Genomic DNA, 20,828 nt, shown 5'->3' with positions numbered 1-20,828 from the left:
CGGGAAAACCTTTATCAAGGGCGCTCAAGGCTCAATGTGCGCTTGGGCATTGGGGCATTCCGCGGCGGTGCCCCAGTGGCCCGCGCACACGCGCAGGCGGCATTGCTCACTTTCCAGAAAGCCCAGCTTGCGGCATTCCGCCAGCCGCGCCGACAACGGCGAGCCCGGCAATTCGCGGATGAAAATGCCGTCTGTCTTGTAAACCTTGGTACCCGGTGGAGACGCCGGCGGCAAGCCGTAGGACATCAACGCAGCCAACAGCGCGGCATCACTATCGCTGCGCGGACTCTGCTTGGCGCGCGTTGGCGCGGCCTTCGGCGCTGCGGCAGCCTCACGTGCGCGATCTGCGCGTTGCACGGTGGGCCCCGGCGCCTTGGCGGTGGCGGCTGCCGGCGCATTCGAGGCGGTCACGGCAGCGGGCTTGGGTGCGGCGGCAGTGACCGCCAGCGCGGACAAGGGGTTGGAGGGTTCGGGCTCACGCGCATCCAGATCGGGCGCGCGCGCCAACTGCGCGAGTGGATGATCTTCCACGATCGTTGCCGCGGTGGATGCAGGTAGTTCGGGCGCGGGCGCTTGCGCCATCGCTGCAACGGGCAGGTTGGCGTCCTTGGTCGGCCTAGGGGGTTCAGACATGACCCCATCCGCATTGGCCACCACGTTGGGCCGCGCGGGCGTGTCGAACACCGCCCAAAATCCTGCTCCCGCGATACCCAGCAACAGCAGCAACGCCAGCAAAGGGGCTTTGGAACGGCGTTTCGGTGCCAGATGCTTGACCTCTGCTTCCGGCACGCGGCCTTCCAGTGCGGCAAGTATGCGCGACGATTCGCGCGCCTCTGCGGAAGAAGCGCGCCCAGCCAGCAAACTTGGAATAGAGGTCGGTGTGCTCGATCTTTTTTCGTCTTCTGCCATGCGAGGTCCCGTGTCGGCGAAGGACCTGTGGATCCCCCGTAACCAAGGTGATCGAGAATACCCGAGCTTGCTGTTTGGAGCACCGCTTCTTGTTACGATTTCTAAGGCACAGACGCTGTTTGCAACGCCCAAGCGCTTGCCTCAATCCCAAATAGAACAAAAGATTACGCCTTCGTGATCGAGGGATACCTTTGCTACTTCTGCTGCCCCTGTATTTTCTGCTTGCGATAGGCGTGTCCGCGTTGCTGGTCTTCCCCTCTTTCCGCATGGGAACCGCACGCGGCTTACGCGCGTTGGCGCTCGGCGTTCGCCGAATGGTGGCCCGTCGCGCAGGTCAGGCCGCAGGGGTCGTGGGCGGGTCCGCGCAGGGCATGCGAATGGGCTTTGGAAAGGCCGGCGACACGTTCTCGGCCTATCGCTGGCAGATCGCGGCGGTGCTTCTCGTGGTGTTGCTTCCGTCACTTTTCGCTTTCGTCATGCGACACAATCACACATTTTTTTACGAGGATCGAACGGCGGGTCCGGACCCTAGAATTCAGGCGTTATTGACGGGCGAGCGACTGGTGCCTCCGCCCCCTTTGCCGCCTGAAATATTCACCACGCGCGAGGTTGAATTGGTACGCCCGAACCTGGGTGGCGCCAGCCGCGATTGGAATCTTCTGGACGCCGACTATCGTCAGCGCCTGTTGGCCGCGTACCGAGTCATGCGTGAAGAGCACGGCTATGAAATGGTGCTGATCGAGGGCTATCGCAGCCCCGAGCGGCAAACCGAACTGGCCGGCAAGGGATCGCACGTCACCAACGCAGGCGCCTACCAGAGCTATCACCAGTATGGTCTGGCCGCGGACAGTGCGTTCCTGCGCGACGGCAAGGTCGTCGTGTCGGAGAAAGACCCGTGGGCCATGCGCGGCTACGAGCTATTTGGCGAGACGGCCGAGCGCGTTGGCCTGACGTGGGGCGGACGCTGGAAGTTGATGGACTTCGGCCATACCGAGTTGCGCCGCCCCGGCGTGATGCGACGCGACGCGGGGACCGCGCAATGATGCCGTCACGCCGTGCAGTCAGTATGAAAGGAACATCGCCCAAGCGCGCCACGACAACCGCCATTTCCCTGGGGCCTCATGACTCGCGTGCTTAAAACCGGCTTGCTGTTGGCCCTTGTCTTCGGCGTCGTCTGGCTGGCCGTCATTATCTGGTGGCAGGAATCGCACACGCTGCCCACCGGCACGGACATCGGCCTGTACCTCTTCGCCCTGCCGCTGGCGCTGATCGCGGCAGGCTGGGCAGGCGCGCGCGTGGTCCGGGCACGGCGCGAAGCGCGCGCGGCCCCCGCAGGCCCCGCTGCGGCTGGCGATGCCGATGCGGCTCCCGCCGCACCGATAACGCCACGGCTGATCGTGCTGGCCAGCGCGGCACGCGCCGCGCCAGGCAACGACCCGCAAGCCATCCATGCCGCAGTGACCGAACAGCAGCGCCCCGACCTGGACACGTTCTTGAAGAATGCCAAGGGCTTTCCCATTTTCAGCGCACGGGCCGCGCATCTGGACACCGAGATGCTGCGTGATGCCGCTGTCCAGGCGAATGCGCCGCAGGCTGCGCAGGCCGAGGACCGCATGCGCGCCACCACCTTGCTAAGCGAAGTGATTCAGTCCCTGTCGCAAGCCGCCCGCGCACACGTGCTGGACGGCGGCACGCCCCAGCGCGACGATGCGTGGCCGCTTCTGCAACTGGAATTGATGCTGCCCGCGGACTGGCCCGAGGCGGCGTGCGACCATGCCGTCGAACAAGCCCGCGCCGCAACGGTCTGGCCATCCACCCGCACCACCGTTCGCATCCATGCCGCGCAGGACGCCTTGGCCAGCGACAGCCTGCTGCGCCAGTTGGCGCAGGAGCCCTTGACGCCCGCGATCGCCACGATGCGTCTGGTGGCTGCGGCCGACTCCTATATCGATGCCAGTCAAGTGCAGGACTGGGAGGCCCAAGGCACGCTGGCCGGCAATGCCACGCCGCAGGGCCGCATCCCCGGCGAAGCGGCGGCGGGACTCTTGCTGGACCTGGCCATGGCCATGACCCCGGCCCCCGGCATGCCGCCTCCCGCGACGGACTTGGCGCCGCCTGCCGACGCGCTGGTGTTGACGTTGTCCCCCACGGCACAACGGGCCACCCGCGCCGATGCGCGTGGCGCCGTCATGGAACCCATGCTGACCGCGATGGCCACGCAGTTCCTGGAAGGCCACGCCCAACCGGCCGATGCAATCGGCGCGCTGGTCAGCGATGCCGACCATCGCGGCAGCCGTCCGCTGGAGGCCGTCGGGCTGGCCAGTGCCCTTTTTCCCGCGCTGGACCCGAATCAGGATTGCCTGGCGGTGGGAGCCGCTTGCGGCTACACCGGCGCCGCGTCCCACCTGCTGACTCTTGCCGTCGCGAGCGAGGCCTGCACGCAATCAGATTCCCCCGTGCTGGCCGTCTTGACCCAAGACCCCGCCCAACGCACGCTCACCCTTGTCTCTCGCGCCCCTTCCCTCTCCGCCTGACCCACAAAAAAATAGTCAAAACTCATGCGTAGCCCTTCAGGTTTTTTCTCCGGTATTTCCAGCGCGCTAAGCGAAGGCCGGCATTGGTCGTCGCGCTTGCTGGCCAGCCCTCGCACCTTCATGGTGATCGGCCTGCTTGCCTTGGTGGTCTTCCTGTTCCTGTTCGCAGACACCGTGGAAATAGGGCTGACCTGGGCGGCCATCGCGCTGGGTATTTTCCTGTTCCTCTGGTTGTGCGTGCATCTGTGGCGCCGGCGGCGCACGCGGCATGCCAACAAGAAACTGGGCGACATGCTGGAGCAGCAGGTACAGACCGGCGCGGCCGCCAATCGCAGCGAAGTGGACGCCCTGCGCACGCGGCTGACGCAAGCCGTGCGCACGATCAAGACATCGAAGATTGGCCAGGTATCGGGCAATGAAGCCCTGTATGAATTGCCCTGGTACATCGTGATCGGCAACCCGGCGGCGGGCAAGAGCAGCGCGGTGATCAATTCCGGTCTGCAATTCCCGTTTGCTGACAAGAATGGCGCGGCGGTGCGCGGCGTGGGCGGCACGCGCAACTGCGATTGGTTCTTCACCACCGAAGGCATCCTGCTGGACACGGCGGGACGCTATTCGGTGCACGAAGAAGACCGCAACGAATGGATGGGGTTTCTGGACCTGCTCAAGCGCCATCGCCCCAAAGCGCCCATCAACGGCATCATCGTCGCCGCCAGCATCGAAGAACTGACGGGTTCGGGCCCTGAGTTCGCCATCAACCTGGCCAAGAATCTGCGCCAGCGCGTGCAGGAACTGACGGATCGGCTGGAGGTGTACGCGCCCGTCTACATCATCTTCACCAAGGCCGACCTGATATCGGGCTTCAGCGAATTCTTCTCGGACTACGACCAACGCGAGCGCGACCGCGTTTGGGGTGCGACCTTGCCTTATGGGGCGGAAGAGAACCGCGACGTGCTGGCGCTGTTTGACGAGCGCTTTGACGAGCTGTACGAAGGACTGAAGGAGATGGGCACTGCGCAGATCTCCCTGCGCAACAATCGCGAATTGCCGCCGGGACTGTTGACGTTCCCCCTGGAATTCGCCGGGATCAAGCCTGCGCTGCGCACCTTTCTTTCCACGCTGTTCGAGACCAACCCGTTCCAGTACAAGCCAGTATTCCGCGGTTTCTACTTCACCAGCGCCTTGCAGGAAGGCGTGGCGCAAAGCACATCCACCGAGCGCCTGGCCGAACGTTTTGACCTGCACCCCGCGCAACGCGCGCAGCCGCGCAATGTGTCCTCGCACAACGGCTTCTTCCTGCGTGATCTGTTTTCCAGCGTCATCTTCGCTGATAAGAAGTTGGTACGCCAGCACGCCAGTCCGGCCAAGACGCGCATGCGCTACCTGACTTTCTTCGGCCTGGTGCTGGCGCTGGGCCTGGTGCTGGGGGGCTGGAGCTGGTCTTACCTTGGCAATCGGCAGTTGGCGCAGAACGTGCAGGCGGACATGGACAAAGTGGTGCGGCTGCAAAGCGAGCGCACCGACCTGCAAAGCCGGCTGGAAGCCATGGAGATCCTTCAGGACCGCATCGAACAGCTGGACCGCTATTCCTCCAGCCGGCCCTGGTCGTTGGGGCTCGGCCTGTATCAGGGAGACGTGCTGAAGCAACGCCTGCTCGCCGAGTACTACAACGGCGCCCGTCAATTCATGCTGACGCCGGTGAAGGCCAGCCTGGAGGACTTCCTGGCGAAGGTGGACACCTCGGCCGCGGCGGCTGCCGCCGGTGGCACCCCGCAACCGGCGCCGCAGGCCGCGCGCGCCGCGCACAACTCGGGCGGCGACACGCTGTTCCAGGATGCATCTCCCACCAATGCGGACGACGCCTACAACGCGCTGAAGACGTATCTGATGATGGCCAATCATCAGCACGTGGACCCCACGCACCTGTCCGACCAGATCACGCGCTTCTGGCGCGGCTGGCTGGAAACCAATCGCGGCGCCATGCCGCGCGACCAACTGATCCGTAGCGCTGAGCGCCTGATCTCGTTCTATGTCAGCCGCGCACCGGATGCGGGATGGCCTCAGATCGAGACCAATCTGGCCCTGGTGGAAAAAACGCGGGGCAGCCTGCGTTCGGTGATGCAGGGCATGCCGGCGCGCGAACGCGCCTACGCCACCTTGAAGGCGCGCGCGGCAACGCGCTTCCAGACCATGACGGTGGCGCGCATCGTCGGCGAGAACGACGCCGGCGTGGTGGCGGGCAGCTATGCCATCCCGGGCACGTTCACGCGAGAGGCGTGGGAACAATACATCCAGCCGGCGATCGGCGAAGCCGCCAAGAAGGAAGTCCAGACCAGCGATTGGGTGCTGGGCGTGAACGCCCGTGACGACCTGACCCTGGAAGGCAGTCCCGAGCAGATCCAGAAGAGCCTGGCGACGATGTACAAGACGGAATACGCCGAGGAATGGCAGAAGTTCCTGCGCGGCGTGACGATCAAGCCGTTCACCAGTTTCGATCAGTCCGTGACCGCCATGAACCGCCTGGGCGATCCGCAGACCTCCCCCATCGCCAAGCTCATCAACACGACCTACGAGCAGACCTCCTGGGACAACCCCTCGTTGATCAACGCCGGGCTGCAACAGGCCCAAAGCGGCGTGGTCGGCTGGTTCAAGCGCGTGATCCTGCGCCAGACGCCGCCCGCCCCCACCGCCACCGCCGCGAATGGCGAAGCGCTACCCATGGGCCCCATCGGCCGTGAGTTCTCGGACGTGGCGCGGCTGGTGGTCACGCGGGAAAACCAATCGCTGCTGGGCAACTACATGGGAGCCCTTTCCAAGATCCGCACGCGCTTCAACCTGCTGAACAACCAGGGCGATCCTGGGCCTGGCGCGTTGACGCTGATGCGGCAGACGCTGGAAGGCAAGGACTCGGAACTGGCGGACGCCTTGAAGCTGGTGGACGAACAGATGTTGGCAGGCATGAGCGCGACGCAACGCGAAACGCTGCGCCCGCTCTTGGTGCGCCCGCTGATTCAAGCCTATTCCGTCACGATGCAACCCGCCGAGTCGGAACTGAACAAGGTCTGGAATGCGCAGGTCTATCAGCCCTTCAACCTGACGCTGGCTGAAAAGTATCCCTTCGCCGGCCGCGCCAGCGTGGAAGCCAGCAGCGATGAGATCGGCCAAGTGTTCGGGCCGCAAGGCAGCATCGCCAAGTACGTCAATGACACGCTGGGGCCGCTGACCGTGCGACGCGGCGATATCCTCACCGCGCGCACCTGGGGCGACATGGGCGTCAGCCTGCAACCGACCTTCACGGCCAATTTCGCGCAATGGGTCGCGCCCTTGTCGGGCGGCGCGGCAGGCGGCGGCGCCGCCAGCCAGCCGCAGACGCTGTTCCAGATCCAACCGAAGCCGGCGGGCGGCGTCACCGAGTACACCATCGAGATCGACGGCCAGCAGCTGCGCTACCGCAATACGCCGCCGCAATGGGTCAATTTCGTATGGCCTAACGCACAAGGCGCTCCCGGTGCCCGCATCACCGCCACGACGTTCGACGGCAGCGTGGTCGAGATCGTCAACGAGCCCGGCCGCTTCGGCCTGGAACGCCTGATCTCCACCGCCCAACGCACGTCCAACCCGGACGGCAGTTTCAACATGAGCTGGGGCAAGTCCAACGTGACCGTGCCCGTCAAGCTGCGCATCATCAGCAATGCCCAGGCACCCGGTGCCGGTGGCAGCGAGCCCGGCAGCCAGGGCTTGCGCAACTTGCGCCTGCCCTCTTCCGTGGTGGGTACCTCCCCTGAACCCGCCGCCCAGCCGCGACCCGGAGCGCCGCAATGAGCAACGTGCAGTCCCCCCTGTTCCGAACGGCCTACTTCGGCAAGATTCCCTCGCGCGGCGATTTCGTGAAGAACACCTCGCACCCCCAGCTGATGGCTACGCTGGACGCCTGGGTCGCCAATACCATGGAGATCCTGGCGCAGGAACCGCATTGGAAGGCGCTTTACGACGACACCGCGCCCACCCCATTCGCCATCCTGGGCTCGCGCGGCAAGCTGGCCATCGCGGGCCATATACAGCCCAGCCAGGACCAGTCAGGGCGGCGCTTTCCCTTCCTGTCGGCCACGTCCCTTGAAGTGCAACGGCCGCTGGAATTCATTGCGCGCAGCCCCATCGCTTTCAGCAGGATGTGGAACCGCATGAGCGGTGCGGCCAATCTGCTGATGAGCGACGCCGACCCCAGCGCGGCCTTGCAGCAGCTGAACGAACTGGAAGGTGAAATCCGCACGGCGGCCGATGACGGCTTCGACGCCTTCGTGGACTTGCAGACCCTTGAACGCCTGCAAGCCATGCTGCGTAGCAACGGCCATGCCGCCAGCGTGCACGACATTGTCCTGGCGCTGGGCATCCTGCTGGAACCCGTCATGTCCAGCGGATCCTCGCAGTTGGACAAAGGACTGGCCCTGCCGCTGCCGGACGACCCGCTCTACATGAACCTGGTGGCCGCGTACTGGATGACGTTGATCTCGCCGTTCTTGTCCCGCGCGGATTTCGAGATCACGATTTTCATCGGCCGCATCGCGGGCAAACATCGGCTGGTGGCCGGCTTTCGCGGCGCATCGCCACAAACGCTGGCCAGCCTGCTCTCCACCCCACAAGCGTTCGCCGAACAACACATCGTGCTGGAAAACGCGCCTTGGGTGCGCAACCACGTGTCAGCCAGCCATGGCCTGGCCAAGCTCTCCAGCTATCTGGATCAACCGCGGCTGTCCTTGCGCACGGCGCTGGACACCTTCCGCGAAGTTTTCACCGGAGCCTGACCATGCGCGTCTCTCTCCTTCTCATTGCAACGCTGTTTTCATGCGTTGCGGCGGCCCAGGACGGCGCAACGGTCGTTCCGGCCAACGTCGTCCCGCAACCGGGCCAAGTCGTCGCCAGCGGCTCCGTGCCAGACGAAGCCACCAAAGCCGATGTACTGGCGCGGCTGCAACAGGTCTACGGCGTGGGCAATGTGATTGACCAGATCGATGTCGGCGGCGTCGTAGCGCCACCCAACTGGTCGGAGCACGTCGGCAAGCTGATCGGCCCACCGTTGAAGCAGATCAACCGCGGCCAGCTGGAAATCGACGGCACACAGATCCGCTTGCGCGGCGAGGTGCAGAACGAGGCATCGCGACAGCAGATCGCCAGCGCGTTCGCGACGTCACTGAATCCCACCTACAAGATTGTCAACGGCCTGCGCGTGTCGGCCAGCAAGGACGAGCAGGGCCAGCTGGACAAGCTGCTGACCAATCGAGTCGTGGAATTCGAGACCGGAAGCACCACGCTGACGCCGCGTGGACGCGAGTTGCTGGACCTGGTGGCTGATGTCGTCCCAAAGCTGCATAGCGAAAAAGTGCAGATCATCGGCCATACGGACAGTTCCGGCAGCCGCAGCACCAACCTGGCGCTAAGCCAGGCGCGCGCGGATGCCGTCAGGGCCTATCTGGTGGACAAGGGCTTGCCACCCGCCCGTTTTGAAACCCTGGGCGCGGGGCCCGACCAACCGGTGGCGACCAACGCCACGGCGGAAGGCCGCGCCAAGAACCGTCGCATCGAATTCCGGGCAAGCCGCTAGCGCGGCGCGACCGCAGGCGTCCCCGCCAGCCAAGCGGGTCGCCTGCCTTTAACCGCCCTCAGCTATTGCCATCAGGCGGTTTGGGTACGCCCAGCAGCTCTTCCAGCCCCGACAAGGCATCGCCGTTCTTGACGACGGTGCGCAGCCACAGGTGCAGCGACATCTCACCCCAGCTGGCAGCCTTGTCGGCCAGATAGGCCACCGGGCTATGAGGTTCGGTGCGGCGGAAGAATTCGGCCACTTCACGCAACTGCGCCAAGGCCTGATCACGGGTTTGCAGCGGCCCACGGGCGGGCCCGGCAGGCGTGGCGGATGCGGAGGGCGTGTCGGCGGACAAGGAGGGCTCCAGTCGGGTAGCGGCGGGCAAGGTCCCCGCATCAGGCGTGGCCGGTACAAGAGGCGCCAGGTCGGCACGCACCAGCAGCCCGGCCTCGCGCGCAAAGCGATGCGTCAACGCCGTGACATCCCTGAGCGCATCGCGCACGGGCGAAAATGCGGGGCCCTCATCACCCAGGCGTTCGTTCAGCGTCGCCTCCAGCACGTCGACCGCCGCAAAGCAACTTTGCAGATTGGCTTCCAGTTCGGAATAGAAGGCCGGCGGCGTGTCTCGGCGCGCAGCATCGAACTGGTCCATGGTGACCTTGCCGCGCGTCAGGTCCGCGGCATGCTGTGGCGTGCGCTTGACCGCGTTGGCCAGTTGCGCCGCACTGTCCCAAAGCGCCGCGCCAAAGCGACCGCCTTCGGATTGCGTCAACGGCAATTCACGGATCAATTGCTGGGAGCGCGACAGCAGCCAGGCCAGATTGCCCACGCGCTGCTGCACATCGCCTTCCTCGGGCACGGGATGCAGGCCGTCCCAATAGCGCCGGCACAGGCCGTCCACCAGCAGAAAGCCGTCACGCAAACCCGCAAAACCGCGCGTCTTGGCCCAGGCCTCGGCCAGCCAAGCCGCCACGCGCACGTCCTTGCTGCGATCCCGCAGCACTTCGGTGCAGATGCCGATCACCTTTGGCCAATCGGCCTCTTTGATGTCGATGATCCAATCGCCTTGATCCAGATGCGGATCGTCGTGGCGGCGGGCTTCACGGATGGCGTCGAACTCGGCCGAGAACACCATGTCGGTGCCGCAAGGCGCATCGCCCGCAATGGGTTCCAGCAATGGGTCGATATTGCTCATATTGGTCTTGTTGAATGGCTGATTCACGGCCGTCCCGCTTGCGAGTCAGACCGCCCGAAAGAGGTCCGATCATCCCATATCTGTAACGCGCTTACGTTCTAAGATGACACGTCCTATTACAAAGCGCATCACGCACCCTCGATATCATTCCTGTTCCCGACAGCAAGGAACTGCGATGACCAAGTCCTTCCACCAAATGCCTGACGGTCACTTCATCATTGGCACACCGCGCCGCTGCCCAGATGGCACTTACGTCGGTGACGGCGGCCCCATCACGCGCGCCCCCGACGGCACCTATGTTGCCGGAACGCCGCAGCGCGCTCCCAATGGCCGCTACCTGGGTGGAGATGGCCCCGTTCGCATGGCCCCCGACGGCAGCTTCGTGATCGGCACTGCCAGAATGGCGCCGGACGGCGCATATCTGTAAGCACTCTTTACCACTCTCCTGGAGCCCTCCACAGCCATGGCGCAACGATCGGTGATACGCAAGGGCGACCGTACCTCGCACGGCGGGGTGGTCGCCACAGGCGACGACACGGTGATGATCTTCGGACAACCCATGGCTCGGTTGGGTGACCGCGTGACGTGCCCGAAATGCGCGGGCCAGCATGTCATCGTCGAAGGCTCGCCTGGCGTCAGCTCCGATCGGCGCACCGCGCTGGAAGGCATGAAGACGTCCTGCGGCGCCACGCTGATCGCCAGTCAGCAGTTCTACCGGCTGGAGCACGGCGGCGGCTGAACCGCCCCACCGTCAGCGTTCCCCCGGCTGGCGCATGACGCCAGATGCCGTCCACCCGGATTCGCCCCGGCGTGCGTTGTCGGGCACAATCCGGCCACGTTCTTCATCGTGGCATCCCAAGCAGTCCCTATGACGTCTTCGCAGCACACTCCGATCACCCCGCTCGTGTTCGCCGCCGCCCTATGGCTGCTGCTGCCCGCCGTTCAGGCCGCCGAAACTCCCGCGCCCCACAAATCGGCCGTTCACGCCTCATCGCCCCCCGCCGGCATGCCGCAGTTCGGGGTCGGCAAGCATGGCCGCAGCCTGACGCTTGTCCTGCCGACGGACGGCGACAGCATCGCACCGGCGCCCAACACGCCGTACCGGCTGTTCGTGACCGGCAAGGACGACAGCATTCAGAACACCCCCAGCCAGGACGGCATCCTGCATGGCGTCACCGATGCACAGGGCCGAACCGCCTGGGTCTGGACTCAATTGCCGCACGCCGCAAAGGACTTCACGCTGATCCGCCGTATTGGCGACGGCGCCTGGGGCCACTTTTTCCAGCTGAATTCCAGCGGCGACAACGGGCCCCTTCCCGCCTGGCCCTACATCATGACCATGCGCCAGCGCTGGGGCGAACAATGGGTGGACCTGGGCTACACCACGCGCCAAGGCGCCACGGCCTATTTCAGTCATGACGTGCCGGCAGCGTCGCTTTCCCTGTCAATCGACGCACCGCTCATTTACAACCGGGCGTGTTTCGCCGAGCTGGACGCCATCAACCGCAAGTTCAGCCAGAACGACCCGGCCGGCGCGGAGTCATTGATCAACGCCATGCAGTGCGCCGACACGCCGCGCCAGCAACTGGACCTGGCCCACCTGCTACTGCTGGCCGGCCAGCAAGATCAAGCCCGGCACTGGCTGCTGCGTGCCCGCCAGTGGCGCTTTCCGGAATCGCTCACGCGCACAGACACAGAGCTGCTGCAAGACCGCATGAACCTGGAACGCCTGCTGGAAATGCCGCAACTGGCCCTGGCCGATTCCCAAACACTGCAACAGCGCCAAGCCCGCCGCGGGCATGCGCCGGCCGGAACCGAACCCGATCTGGCCAACGAGATTGCCTATTACCTGGCGGACTTTCCCAGCTTTCTGCCTGACGCCCAGGCGCAGGCGCGTCTGTCCATCCGCAACACCGGGCCCAATCCGTACAACCAGGGCACCCTGGGCTGGATTCTGGCCTTGCAAGGCGACACCACGGAAGGCTTGCGCCTGATGCACGAGTCCTACCGCGACATCCCGCGCAACGAAGAAATCGTGGCGGACTACGGCCTGACGCTGTGGCGCAATGGTCAGCCGGAACAAGCCGTGCGCCTGTGGGACGAAGCCCAAGCCCAATGCGTGTGGGGCCGGCGCCTGCACGATGCGATGCGCCAGGCGGAGTATCCGCATCCGTACTTCCAGCCGGCAAGTTCCGACGCAGTGAACGCTTATCGGCAACGCTGCGACAAGCCGTGGACCAAGCGTAAAACGATCACTGGCAGAGCGCCTGGCGATCGCACCCAGGCCAGCTAGTCGGGAATCACGGGATACGCATCGAAGGTTTCCTTCACCAACTCCCGCAACCACACAATGGCGGGATCTTGATGAAACCGCGGATGCCAATGCTGCCGCAACGCAAATGACGGTAGCGGCATCGGCGGTTCAAGCACGCGAACCGAGCCGTAACCGGCAAACACATTGCCCAGCTCTTGCGGCACGGTCGCGATCAGGTCTGGGTGCTGGTCGATCAGCAAAGGCACCACGAGGAAATGCGGCGTCGACAAATAGATGTTGCGCTTGATTCCTTGCTCTTCGATTGCGCTGTCATAGGCCTCGGACGATCGCCCCGCCAATGTCACCACGATCTGCGGCATGCGCTGGAATTGATCCAGCGTCAAGGCGTCGCCCACCTCTGCGTTCTTCACGCTGACCAGCGTGACGAACTTGTGCATGAACAGCTGCTGCTGAAACAGCCCAGACGGCGCGGCCCGCAACGACCCCAAGACCAGATCCACTTCGCCAGATGCCAGCAAGGGTTCAATCTGGGGCACCGGCACCTGCCGGGACCGCAATGTGCAATGGGGCGCCAGCTTGCGCAGCCGCTTGATCAGGGGCGGCAAGAACACCAGTTCACCCATGTCCGTCATGCACAACGTGAACGCGCGCCGCGCCACCGCAGGGTCGAACTGAGCCTGGGACAGCACCTGCGCACGTATCGTCGCCATCAGGTCCAGAATCGCTGGCGCCAGGCTCTCGGATTTTGGCGTCGGCAGCATGCCCTGCCCCGTCTTCACGAATAGCGGGTCATCAAAGAACGATCGCAACCGGTTCACTGCGTGGCTCATCGCGCTTTGTGACAAGCCCAGTTGTTCGCCCGCGCGGGTCACGCTGCGTTCGCGCAGCAGGCTGTCGAATACGGCAAGCAAATTCAGGTCGAACTTCTCGTTATGCATGACGTGCATTCCCAGTATTAGACCCATGACATTGACGCATATTCCGCGTCTGCCTATCTTGCTGTCAAGCGCCGCGCAGATCGGCGTTCCGACTAGGAGACAAATCTTGAAATCCCCCATACGCCTCATTCCCGGGGCGCTGCTTTCCTGCGCCCTGCTTTCCTGTAGCCCCGCCATCGCCGACATCAACATCGGCGTCGTGCTGTCGCTGACCGGGCCCGCCGCATCGCTGGGCGTACCCGCCAAGAACGCCATCGACCTGCTGCCGCGCGAACTGGCCGGCCAGGCCATCCGCTACATCATCCTGGATGACGCCTCCGACACGACGCAAGCCGCCCGCGCCTTTCGCCGCCTGGTCGACGAACACAACGTGGACGTGATTCTGGGCACATCGGTCACGCCCTCAACGTTGGCACTGGTGCCCATCGCGCTGGAAAAACAGGTGCCGTTGCTAAGCCTGGCCGCCAGCGTCAAGATCGTTGAGCCCATGGACTCCCAACGGCGTTGGGTGTTCAAGGTCATCCAGAATGAGAACCTGATGGTGGCCGCCACCCTTGCCCACATGCAGAAGCAAGGCGTCAAGACGCTGGGCTTTATCGGTTTTGCGGATGCCTATGGGGATAGCTGGCTGGCCGAAATCAGCAAGCAGGCAGAACAGGCCGGCATCAAGCTGGTGGCAACCGAACGCTACGTGAAGACCGATACCAGCGTCACGGCCCAAACACTGAAGCTGCTGGGCGCTCGCCCCGATGCCGTGCTGGTGGCGGCGTCCGGAACGCCGGGCGCGCTGCCTCAGAAATCGCTGCGCGAACGCGGCTACCGTAGCGGCATCTATCAAACCTATGGCATCGCCAACCGCGAGTTCCTGCGCATCGCCGGCAAGGATGCCGAAGGCGCGCTGTTTGCCGTCGGCCCCGTGGTGGTCGCCAGCCAGCTGGATGCAGCCAATCCGATCCGCACCGTCGCCACTGACCTGACACAGCGCTACGAAAGCGCCTACGGCAAGGATTCCATGTCGGTGTTCGCCGCCAATGCCTGGGATGCCAGCATCGTGCTGCAACACGCATTGAAGTCCGCATTGAACGCCAACAAGCCCGGCACCGCTGATTTCAGATCAGCCGTGCGCGATGCGCTGGAAGGCACAAGCGATGTTGTGACGTCGCAGGGAATATCCACCATGTCGCCCACCGATCACGTCGGCTATGACGCGCGTGCCGCCGTCATGGTCCAGATCAAGAACGGTGCGTGGCACTACGTGCAATAGGAGCAGATCCATGTTCATCAAAAACACCTGGTATGTGGCCGCCTGGGACAAGGAAGTCAGCGGGGACGGCCTGTTCTCGCGCACCATCATCGGAACCCCCATATTGATGTATCGCGACAGCAACGGCCAGTTGGTGGCGCTGGAAGACCGGTGCTGCCATCGCGGAGCACCGCTGTCGGTCGGTCGGCGCGAAGGCGACTGCGTGCGCTGTCTGTATCACGGCTTGAAATTCGACGCGACGGGCGCCTGTGTGGAAGCGCCCGCGCAACCTCGCATCCCTCCGCAGGCTCGCGTGCGGAAATTCCCCGTGGTGGAACGCCACCGCTGGATCTGGATCTGGATGGGCGACCCGGAACGCGCCGACACGGCGCTGATCCCCGACACGCAATGGCTGGATCATCCCGACTGGCGTAGCCAGGACGGTTATATCCACTACGACGTCAACTATCTGCTGATTGCCGACAACCTGCTGGACTTCTCGCATCTTCCGTTTGTGCACCCCACGACGCTTGGCGGCAGCGAGGACTACGCCGCGGTGTCCCCAAAGGTGGAACGGCTGGCCGACGGCGTGCGCATCACACGTTGGACCATCGACACGGCAGCCCCCGCCTTTGCCACCAAGGTCAAGCAATGGCCGGGCCGCGTGGACCGCTGGAACATCTACAACTTCACCCTCCCCGGCATCTTGCTGATGGATTCCGGCATGGCGCCCACCGGCACCGGCGCACAGGACGGCCAGCGTGTGGATGCCGCCGAATTCCGGGGCTGCCAGGCCTTGACGCCGGAAACCGAGACATCGACCCATTATTTCTTCGCGCATCCGCACAATTTTGCGATCGACCGGCCCGAAGTCACGGCATCCATCCACCAAAGCGTGGTCGCCGCCTTCGACGAAGACCGCGACATCATCACGGCGCAACAACGGTCCTTGTCGCTGGCACCGGATTTCAAGATGGTGCCGCTGTCCATCGACGCCGCGCTGTCGCAGTTCCGATGGGTCGTGTCCCGCCGACTAGAGGAAGAGCAGCAGCAAACATCCGCCATCATTCCGATCACCCCCTCCCGGGAAGTCGCCTGACATGCGGCCGCTGATCATCAGCCGGATCATCCGCGAGGCGGAAGGGGTACGGGGTGTGCTGTTGCGCAGCCCTGACGGCGCCGACTTGCCCGCCTACGCGGCGGGCGCCCATGTCGACGTGGAACTGGGCAACGGCCTGATCCGCCAGTATTCATTGTGTGGCGACCCGGCCAAGCGCGACGTGTACCGGCTGGGCATCGGCCTGGCCGCTGAGTCCCGCGGAGGATCCCGCCACGTCCACGACATGCTGCGCGAAGGCGATCTGCTGAACGTTGGCGACCCGCGCCAGCTTTTTGGCCTGCACGCGGAAGCGGCTTCGCATTGCTTTATTGCGGGCGGCATCGGCATCACGCCTATCCTCGGCATGATCCTGGCCTGCGAACAACGGCAGGAGACGTGGCATCTGCTGTATTGCGCGCGCAGCCGCGGCCATGCCGCCTACCTCCATGAGCTTTCCCCCTACGGAAACCGCGTCCGCCTGCATTTCGACGACGAACAAGGCGGTACGCGCTGTGATCTGGACACGCATCTGGCAGAAACCTTGCAACCGGCCTCGCATGTCTATTGCTGCGGTCCCGCCCCCTTGATGGATGCCGTGGCGTCGGCATGCGAACGCCGTCACCTGCCTGCCGCGCATCTACATGTTGAACGCTTCTCCGCGCCCCCCGCTACGGCGAAAGCAGGGCAGACCGATGCGGGCTTTACCTTGGTGCTGGCCAGAAGCGGCGGACGCTATGACGTCCCAGAGGAAAAATCGGTGCTTGAAGTCCTGGAAGCAGCGGGCATCGCGTGGCCGCACGCCTGCCGTGAAGGACTGTGCCGCAGCTGCGAAGCAGGCGTGCTATCCGGCCAGGTAGACCACCGCGACTATGTGCTGAGCGACGAAGAACGCGCCAGCAACCGCAGCATGATGGTTTGCGTCTCTCGCGGTTGCGGCACACTGGAACTGGATATCTAGGACGCCGCCCTGTAATCTTCCGTATACGCTGCACGCCACGCGCCTGCCGAGCGGCAGCCGCAGGAGACCCCCATGAAATCCCCGCTGATGCACCTGATCACCCTGCTGGCAACCGCCCTACTGCTTAGCGGCTGTGCGCCCGGCAATGGCGGCCCGCCCCACCCTGGCGCGACCAACCCCTACAGCAGCGGCGGCTTCCACGACGCCGGGCCAAACTACCCGGATACGGGACGCTAGGAAAACCTGCTTAGGCCGCGTCTCGAATCGCCGCGATCAAACCGTTCAATTCCGCATCACGGTCAGGTTCATTCGCGCTGACATAGCGTGGCTCGGGATACGCGGCCAATTGCACGACCGCGAGTGCACGCTGGCGGTCGATATAGATGCGCTGACCCGAATGGCCCATGGCCATCATCGCGCCGTCTTCGCGCAACCACCAGCTATAGCCATACGCCGTCAACCCGAGCGCCTGGCGGCTGGCGGAATGGAACGATTCAGGCACCCCGTGCGCCACGGAACTTGCCTGATCGATCCAGCCTTCGGGCAAGACCCGCTGGCCATCGATCACGCCATCATCCAAAACAAACTGTGCCAGCCGCCCCAGATCCCGCAGCGTCATCCCCGCCCGGCTGCCGCCGATTTCTTGGCCGTTCTCGGATTCCAGCGTGTAGAACGCATCGAACTCCATGCCGTACGGCTGCCAGATCTTGCGTGACAGATAGTCCGCCAACGTGCTGCCGGTGGCCGCCGATATCAGCGCGCCCAGCAGATAGGTGTCGCCGGTGTTGTAGTGCCACACGGTGCCCGGAGCATGCAGCCGCCGGCAAGCGCGCAGCAGCGCCAGGACGCCACCCGGCACCTTGTCCGCCAGCGACTTGCTGTAGCGGTTCACGTCCGACAGCTTGTCCGTGTAGTCCTCGGTCCATTCCATGCCCGAGGACATCGTCATCAAATGGCGCACCGTCACCTGCTCGTAGGCGCAGCCCTGCATCGCGGGCAGATAGTGCGTGACGGGATCATCAATGCTGCGAATGGCGCCGTCTTGCAGCGCCGCCCCCACCAACAATGCCGTGATCGATTTGATGGTGGACATCGTGGACCAGCGGTCATGCGGTTGCAGCCCCAAACCGTAACGCTCCAGCACTACCTGCCCCTGGCGCATCACCAGCAATCCCGCCACGTTGTTGCGGTCCATGAACTCGGGCAATTCGCGGTTCACGCCATCGGACAGATACTGCACGCGCAACGCCGGGCCACGCGGCAATTCCCGCACGTTGGCGCCGCGCGCCACCGTGCGCGTCGCGAAGAGCTGATCCACGATGCGGTAGCCATAGGATTGCAGGCACGGCGGCCACAGCAAGAAATCCTCGCTGCGCGGCAGGTGAACCGCGGGCTGGGCAATGGCCGGGGAGATCGGCAGGGAAGACAGGTCGGTCATGGGAAAGGCTCGATGCGGAGCATGCCGCGCAGAAGAAGGGATCAATCGTTCCGGATGCCCAGACGCTGGATGATGGGCCCCCACGTCGCGGCCTCGCGCGTCATGGCTTGCGCCACGGCCTGCCCACCGAACTCGGCGGGCGGCAGCATGTAGATCTGCGCCATCTGCGCCCGCGCCTCAGGGTCGGCCCAGAATTGTTTCGTGGCCTCGGTCAGCCGGGCCAGCACGCCAGCCGGCGTGCCCTTGGGCGCCATCAACCCATACCAACCGTCGCTGGGAAATTCCGTGGCACCCACCTCGAAGATCGTGGGCACGTCGGGCATCTCGGCCACACGCTTGCTGCCAAACACCACCAGCGGAATCGCCTTGCCCGTCTTGATTTGCGGAATCGCGCCCGACAGCGCATCCGCCGTCAAATCAATTTGGCCGCCCACCAGGTCCATCATCGCGGGCGCCGCGCCTTTGTATGGCACATGCGACATCTCAATACCGAAATGCTGCGCCAGGAAGGCCACGTTCAAGTGCGTTGAATTGCCCATCCCGGCCGATCCGTAGTTCAGGACGCCGGGCTTGCTCTTGGCCACGCGGACCAGATCGTCGACGCTCTTGATGCCGCTGGCCGGATTGGTCACCAGCACTTGCGACGTGCCCGCAATCATCGTCACCGGGTCAAAGTCGCGCACCGGGTTGTAGGCCAGCGTCTTGTACGAGAACGGATTCAAGGACATGTTCGACGTGCTGCCGAACAGTAGCGAATAGCCATCCGCCGGCTGCTTGGCCACAAAGGCGGCGGCAATGCTGCCGTTGGCGCCGGGCTTGTTCTCGACGATGACGGTGCCACCTATCGCCTTGGAGACGTAGCTGGCCCAGGCACGCGCCAGCGCATCCGCCGCGCCGCCCGCCGATACCGGCACCACCACGGACACCGGCTTGGCGGGAAACCGCTCTTGCGCCAACACCGGGGCGCCCATGGCCGCGGCAAGCCCGGCCGCCGCCAGCAAACGACACAGCAAACCGCGCGCGCGGCGGTTCCAAACGGCCGGGACGGAAAAGCGGGGGGATAGCGTCGGGACCATGGCGGCTCACTGGATGGCGGATGTTGAAAGGCGACGAATGAGCAGCGATCTTAGGAGCGCCACTAATTGCCGTCCAATGCATAATCGGCTTACCTTCCATAATCAAAATGAATAATTCTGGCGGACCGCATGAACCTACAACAGCTGGACCATTTCCTTGCGGTCGTGGAAACCCAATCATTCAGCCGTGCCGCCGATAAGCTGCACCTGACGCAACCGGCGCTTAGCCGCAGCATCCAGGCATTGGAAGAAGAACTGGGTGGCCCGTTGCTATTGCGCGGTAAAACAAAGACGCTGACCGCGTTGGGAGAATTGGCACTGGCCCGCGCGCGCCGGGTGCGCGTTGAACTGGCGGAGTTGCGGCGCAGTGCCAACATCCTGGCCAACGTCGAAGCGGGCACGCTGCGCCTGGGGCTGGGCCCCGCCCCGACCGCCATGCTGTCCGTGCATTTGCTACAGCACATGATGCAGCGCTATCCCGCCATCAAGGTGCAGCTAAGTGGCGGCACCGCCGACACGCAACTACAGGAACTGCGCGAAGGCGCGGTCGACGCGCTGATCCTGCACCGCACACAAGTGCCCCCTGATGACGACCTGACGCTGGACCTGTTCCCGCGCACCCCACTGGGCTTTGTCTGCCGGGCGGGGCATCCACTGGAGCATCTGCACGCGCTCAGTTTTGCGGAGCTGCGCAAGTATCCGCTGGCCGCCAGCGGACGCGCCATGAGCAACGATGTCATCCACCGCCTGAACGAGTACTTCGGCAATCGCACCCACTTCTACAATGCGATCCAATACCAGTCGAACGACGTGAACGCCCTGGTGGAAGTGGTGCGCAACACCGACGCCATTTTCTTCGGCGTGCTGCAAGTGGCGCGCACGCTGCTGGAACAGGGCGAACTGGTGCAACTGCACCTGTCGCCGCCGCTCTTGCTCAGTTCGGAGTTCATGTTCGTCACGCTCGATGGCAAGACGCCGCCGCCCGCCTTGGAAAAGATCCGGGACTGGTGCGCGGAGCAGATGGCGGGCACCCCTCTGCCCTAGCCGGGCTGCGCCAACAGGCGTTGGATTTCCGCTTCCGTCTCGGCGTAATTGCCCTCGCCGAAATGGCGATAGACAATCTGGCCCTGCTTGTCGATCAGGTAGAACGCCGGCCAATACTGGTTGCGGTAGGCGTCCCAGGTGGCGTAGCGGTTGTCCTGCGCCACGGGATACGTGATCCCGAAACGCTCCAGCGCCTTCTGGACGTTGGGCGTCGAGCGTTCAAATGGAAACTCCGGCGTATGCACACCCACCACGACCAGCCCCTGATCCTTGTACTTCTGATTCCAGCTGGTGACGTAGGGCAGCGTGCGGATGCAGTTGATGCACGTGTAGGTCCAGAAATCGACCAGCACGACCTTGCCGCGTTGCGACGCCAGGGTCAGCGGCGGGCTGTTCAGCCAGTTTTCGATGCCGGTGAATTCCGGCGCGGGAACCGGGCCCGAGGCGGCCCGTGCAACACCGGGCGCCACGGAGGCGGCCAGTGACGTGGCAAGCAACGCGCCCAGCGCGATCTTCTTGAATGAGGCAAGCATGGTCG

19 protein-coding genes are annotated in these 20,828 nt (G+C 64.3%); 13 read left to right on the top strand and 6 right to left on the bottom strand.

The genetic code is table 11. The features are described 5' to 3' along the window. Positions 1-24 precede the first annotated feature (24 nt). Positions 25-789 carry a hypothetical protein gene (locus HV753_RS13695; protein WP_175175031.1) on the bottom strand — a complete coding sequence of 255 codons (765 nt, stop codon included), beginning with the start codon at positions 787-789 and terminating at the stop codon, positions 25-27. Between the two features lie 311 nt (positions 790-1,100). Between HV753_RS13695 and HV753_RS13690 the strand changes: the two genes are divergently transcribed. From HV753_RS13690 to HV753_RS13670, 5 genes are all read left to right on the top strand, one after another. Then, positions 1,101-1,952, top strand: coding sequence for a M15 family metallopeptidase (locus HV753_RS13690; RefSeq protein WP_175175030.1), 852 nt, complete (start codon positions 1,101-1,103; stop codon positions 1,950-1,952). Between the two features lie 78 nt (positions 1,953-2,030). Continuing rightward, a complete protein-coding gene (locus tag HV753_RS13685; protein ID WP_175175029.1) occupies positions 2,031-3,443 on the top strand; it encodes a hypothetical protein in 1,413 nt (470 codons plus the stop codon). A gap of 120 nt (positions 3,444-3,563) precedes the next feature. Then, positions 3,564-7,265, top strand: a complete 3,702-nt coding sequence (tssM, locus tag HV753_RS13680) for a type VI secretion system membrane subunit TssM (RefSeq protein WP_175175445.1) — start codon at positions 3,564-3,566, stop codon at positions 7,263-7,265. Next, positions 7,262-8,245 carry a type VI secretion system-associated protein TagF gene (gene tagF / locus HV753_RS13675; RefSeq protein WP_175175028.1) on the top strand — a complete coding sequence of 328 codons (984 nt, stop codon included), beginning with the start codon at positions 7,262-7,264 and terminating at the stop codon, positions 8,243-8,245. The genes tssM and tagF overlap by 4 nt, the downstream gene beginning before the upstream one ends. A gap of 2 nt (positions 8,246-8,247) precedes the next feature. Beyond that, a complete protein-coding gene (locus HV753_RS13670; RefSeq protein ID WP_175175027.1) occupies positions 8,248-9,042 on the top strand; it encodes an OmpA family protein in 795 nt (264 codons plus the stop codon). 58 nt (positions 9,043-9,100) lie between these two features. Here the strand turns inward: HV753_RS13670 and tssA are convergent, their stop codons facing one another. After that, positions 9,101-10,219: a type VI secretion system protein TssA gene (tssA, locus tag HV753_RS13665; RefSeq protein WP_175175444.1), complete on the bottom strand. Its 1,119-nt coding sequence runs from the start codon at positions 10,217-10,219 to the stop codon at positions 9,101-9,103. Between the two features lie 175 nt (positions 10,220-10,394). Here tssA and HV753_RS13660 point away from each other — a divergent pair, with 175 nt between their 5' ends. The 3 genes from HV753_RS13660 to HV753_RS13650 all read left to right on the top strand — a co-directional run bounded on the left by HV753_RS13660 (position 10,395) and on the right by HV753_RS13650 (position 12,512). Continuing rightward, positions 10,395-10,646 carry a hypothetical protein gene (locus HV753_RS13660; protein WP_175175026.1) on the top strand — a complete coding sequence of 84 codons (252 nt, stop codon included), beginning with the start codon at positions 10,395-10,397 and terminating at the stop codon, positions 10,644-10,646. A gap of 36 nt (positions 10,647-10,682) precedes the next feature. Continuing rightward, the gene (locus tag HV753_RS13655) at positions 10,683-10,958 is read left to right on the top strand and encodes a PAAR domain-containing protein (protein ID WP_175175025.1); all 276 of its coding nucleotides are present in this window, start codon (positions 10,683-10,685) and stop codon (positions 10,956-10,958) included. A 129-nt stretch (positions 10,959-11,087) separates the two neighbouring features. Next, positions 11,088-12,512 carry a tetratricopeptide repeat protein gene (locus HV753_RS13650; RefSeq protein ID WP_175175024.1) on the top strand — a complete coding sequence of 475 codons (1,425 nt, stop codon included), beginning with the start codon at positions 11,088-11,090 and terminating at the stop codon, positions 12,510-12,512. On the opposite strand, the gene HV753_RS13645 is transcribed toward HV753_RS13650, so the two are convergent. After that, entirely contained in the window at positions 12,509-13,432 is a 924-nt protein-coding gene (locus tag HV753_RS13645; RefSeq protein WP_175175023.1) for a LysR family transcriptional regulator, read from the bottom strand. The genes HV753_RS13650 and HV753_RS13645 overlap by 4 nt on opposite strands. Before the next feature lie 106 nt (positions 13,433-13,538). Here HV753_RS13645 and HV753_RS13640 point away from each other — a divergent pair, with 106 nt between their 5' ends. The 4 genes from HV753_RS13640 to HV753_RS13625 all read left to right on the top strand — a co-directional run bounded on the left by HV753_RS13640 (position 13,539) and on the right by HV753_RS13625 (position 16,969). Further along, the gene (locus HV753_RS13640; RefSeq protein WP_246288268.1) at positions 13,539-14,696 is read left to right on the top strand and encodes an ABC transporter substrate-binding protein; all 1,158 of its coding nucleotides are present in this window, start codon (positions 13,539-13,541) and stop codon (positions 14,694-14,696) included. A 10-nt stretch (positions 14,697-14,706) separates the two neighbouring features. After that, complete coding sequence (locus HV753_RS13635) at positions 14,707-15,774, top strand: aromatic ring-hydroxylating dioxygenase subunit alpha (protein ID WP_175175021.1); 1,068 nt, start codon at positions 14,707-14,709, stop codon at positions 15,772-15,774. A 1-nt stretch (position 15,775) separates the two neighbouring features. Further along, positions 15,776-16,732, top strand: coding sequence for a PDR/VanB family oxidoreductase (locus HV753_RS13630; RefSeq protein WP_175175020.1), 957 nt, complete (start codon positions 15,776-15,778; stop codon positions 16,730-16,732). Between the two features lie 72 nt (positions 16,733-16,804). After that, positions 16,805-16,969, top strand: a complete 165-nt coding sequence (locus HV753_RS13625; RefSeq protein ID WP_175175019.1) for a hypothetical protein — start codon at positions 16,805-16,807, stop codon at positions 16,967-16,969. Between the two features lie 10 nt (positions 16,970-16,979). On the opposite strand, the gene HV753_RS13620 is transcribed toward HV753_RS13625, so the two are convergent. Both HV753_RS13620 and HV753_RS13615 read right to left on the bottom strand, forming a co-directional pair. Beyond that, positions 16,980-18,170 carry a serine hydrolase domain-containing protein gene (locus HV753_RS13620; protein WP_175175018.1) on the bottom strand — a complete coding sequence of 397 codons (1,191 nt, stop codon included), beginning with the start codon at positions 18,168-18,170 and terminating at the stop codon, positions 16,980-16,982. A 41-nt stretch (positions 18,171-18,211) separates the two neighbouring features. Continuing rightward, on the bottom strand, positions 18,212-19,183 hold the full coding sequence (locus HV753_RS13615; protein WP_246288267.1) for a Bug family tripartite tricarboxylate transporter substrate binding protein: 972 nt from the start codon (positions 19,181-19,183) through the stop codon (positions 18,212-18,214). A gap of 192 nt (positions 19,184-19,375) precedes the next feature. On the opposite strand from HV753_RS13615, the gene HV753_RS13610 reads away from it, so the two are divergent. Continuing rightward, positions 19,376-20,290, top strand: a complete 915-nt coding sequence (locus tag HV753_RS13610) for a LysR family transcriptional regulator (protein WP_175175017.1) — start codon at positions 19,376-19,378, stop codon at positions 20,288-20,290. Here the strand turns inward: HV753_RS13610 and HV753_RS13605 are convergent. Further along, the gene (locus tag HV753_RS13605) at positions 20,287-20,823 is read right to left on the bottom strand and encodes a thioredoxin family protein (RefSeq protein ID WP_175175016.1); all 537 of its coding nucleotides are present in this window, start codon (positions 20,821-20,823) and stop codon (positions 20,287-20,289) included. The two genes, HV753_RS13610 and HV753_RS13605, sit on opposite strands and share 4 nt — an antisense overlap. Positions 20,824-20,828: the final 5 nt, after the last annotated feature.

It is taken from the genome of Achromobacter pestifer, from assembly GCF_902859625.1.
In the GTDB taxonomy this organism is placed as follows: Bacteria; Pseudomonadota; Gammaproteobacteria; order Burkholderiales; family Burkholderiaceae_B; genus Achromobacter; species Achromobacter pestifer.
Note: the sequence above shows the minus strand (reverse complement) of the source record. Positions and strands in the feature narration are given on the sequence as shown.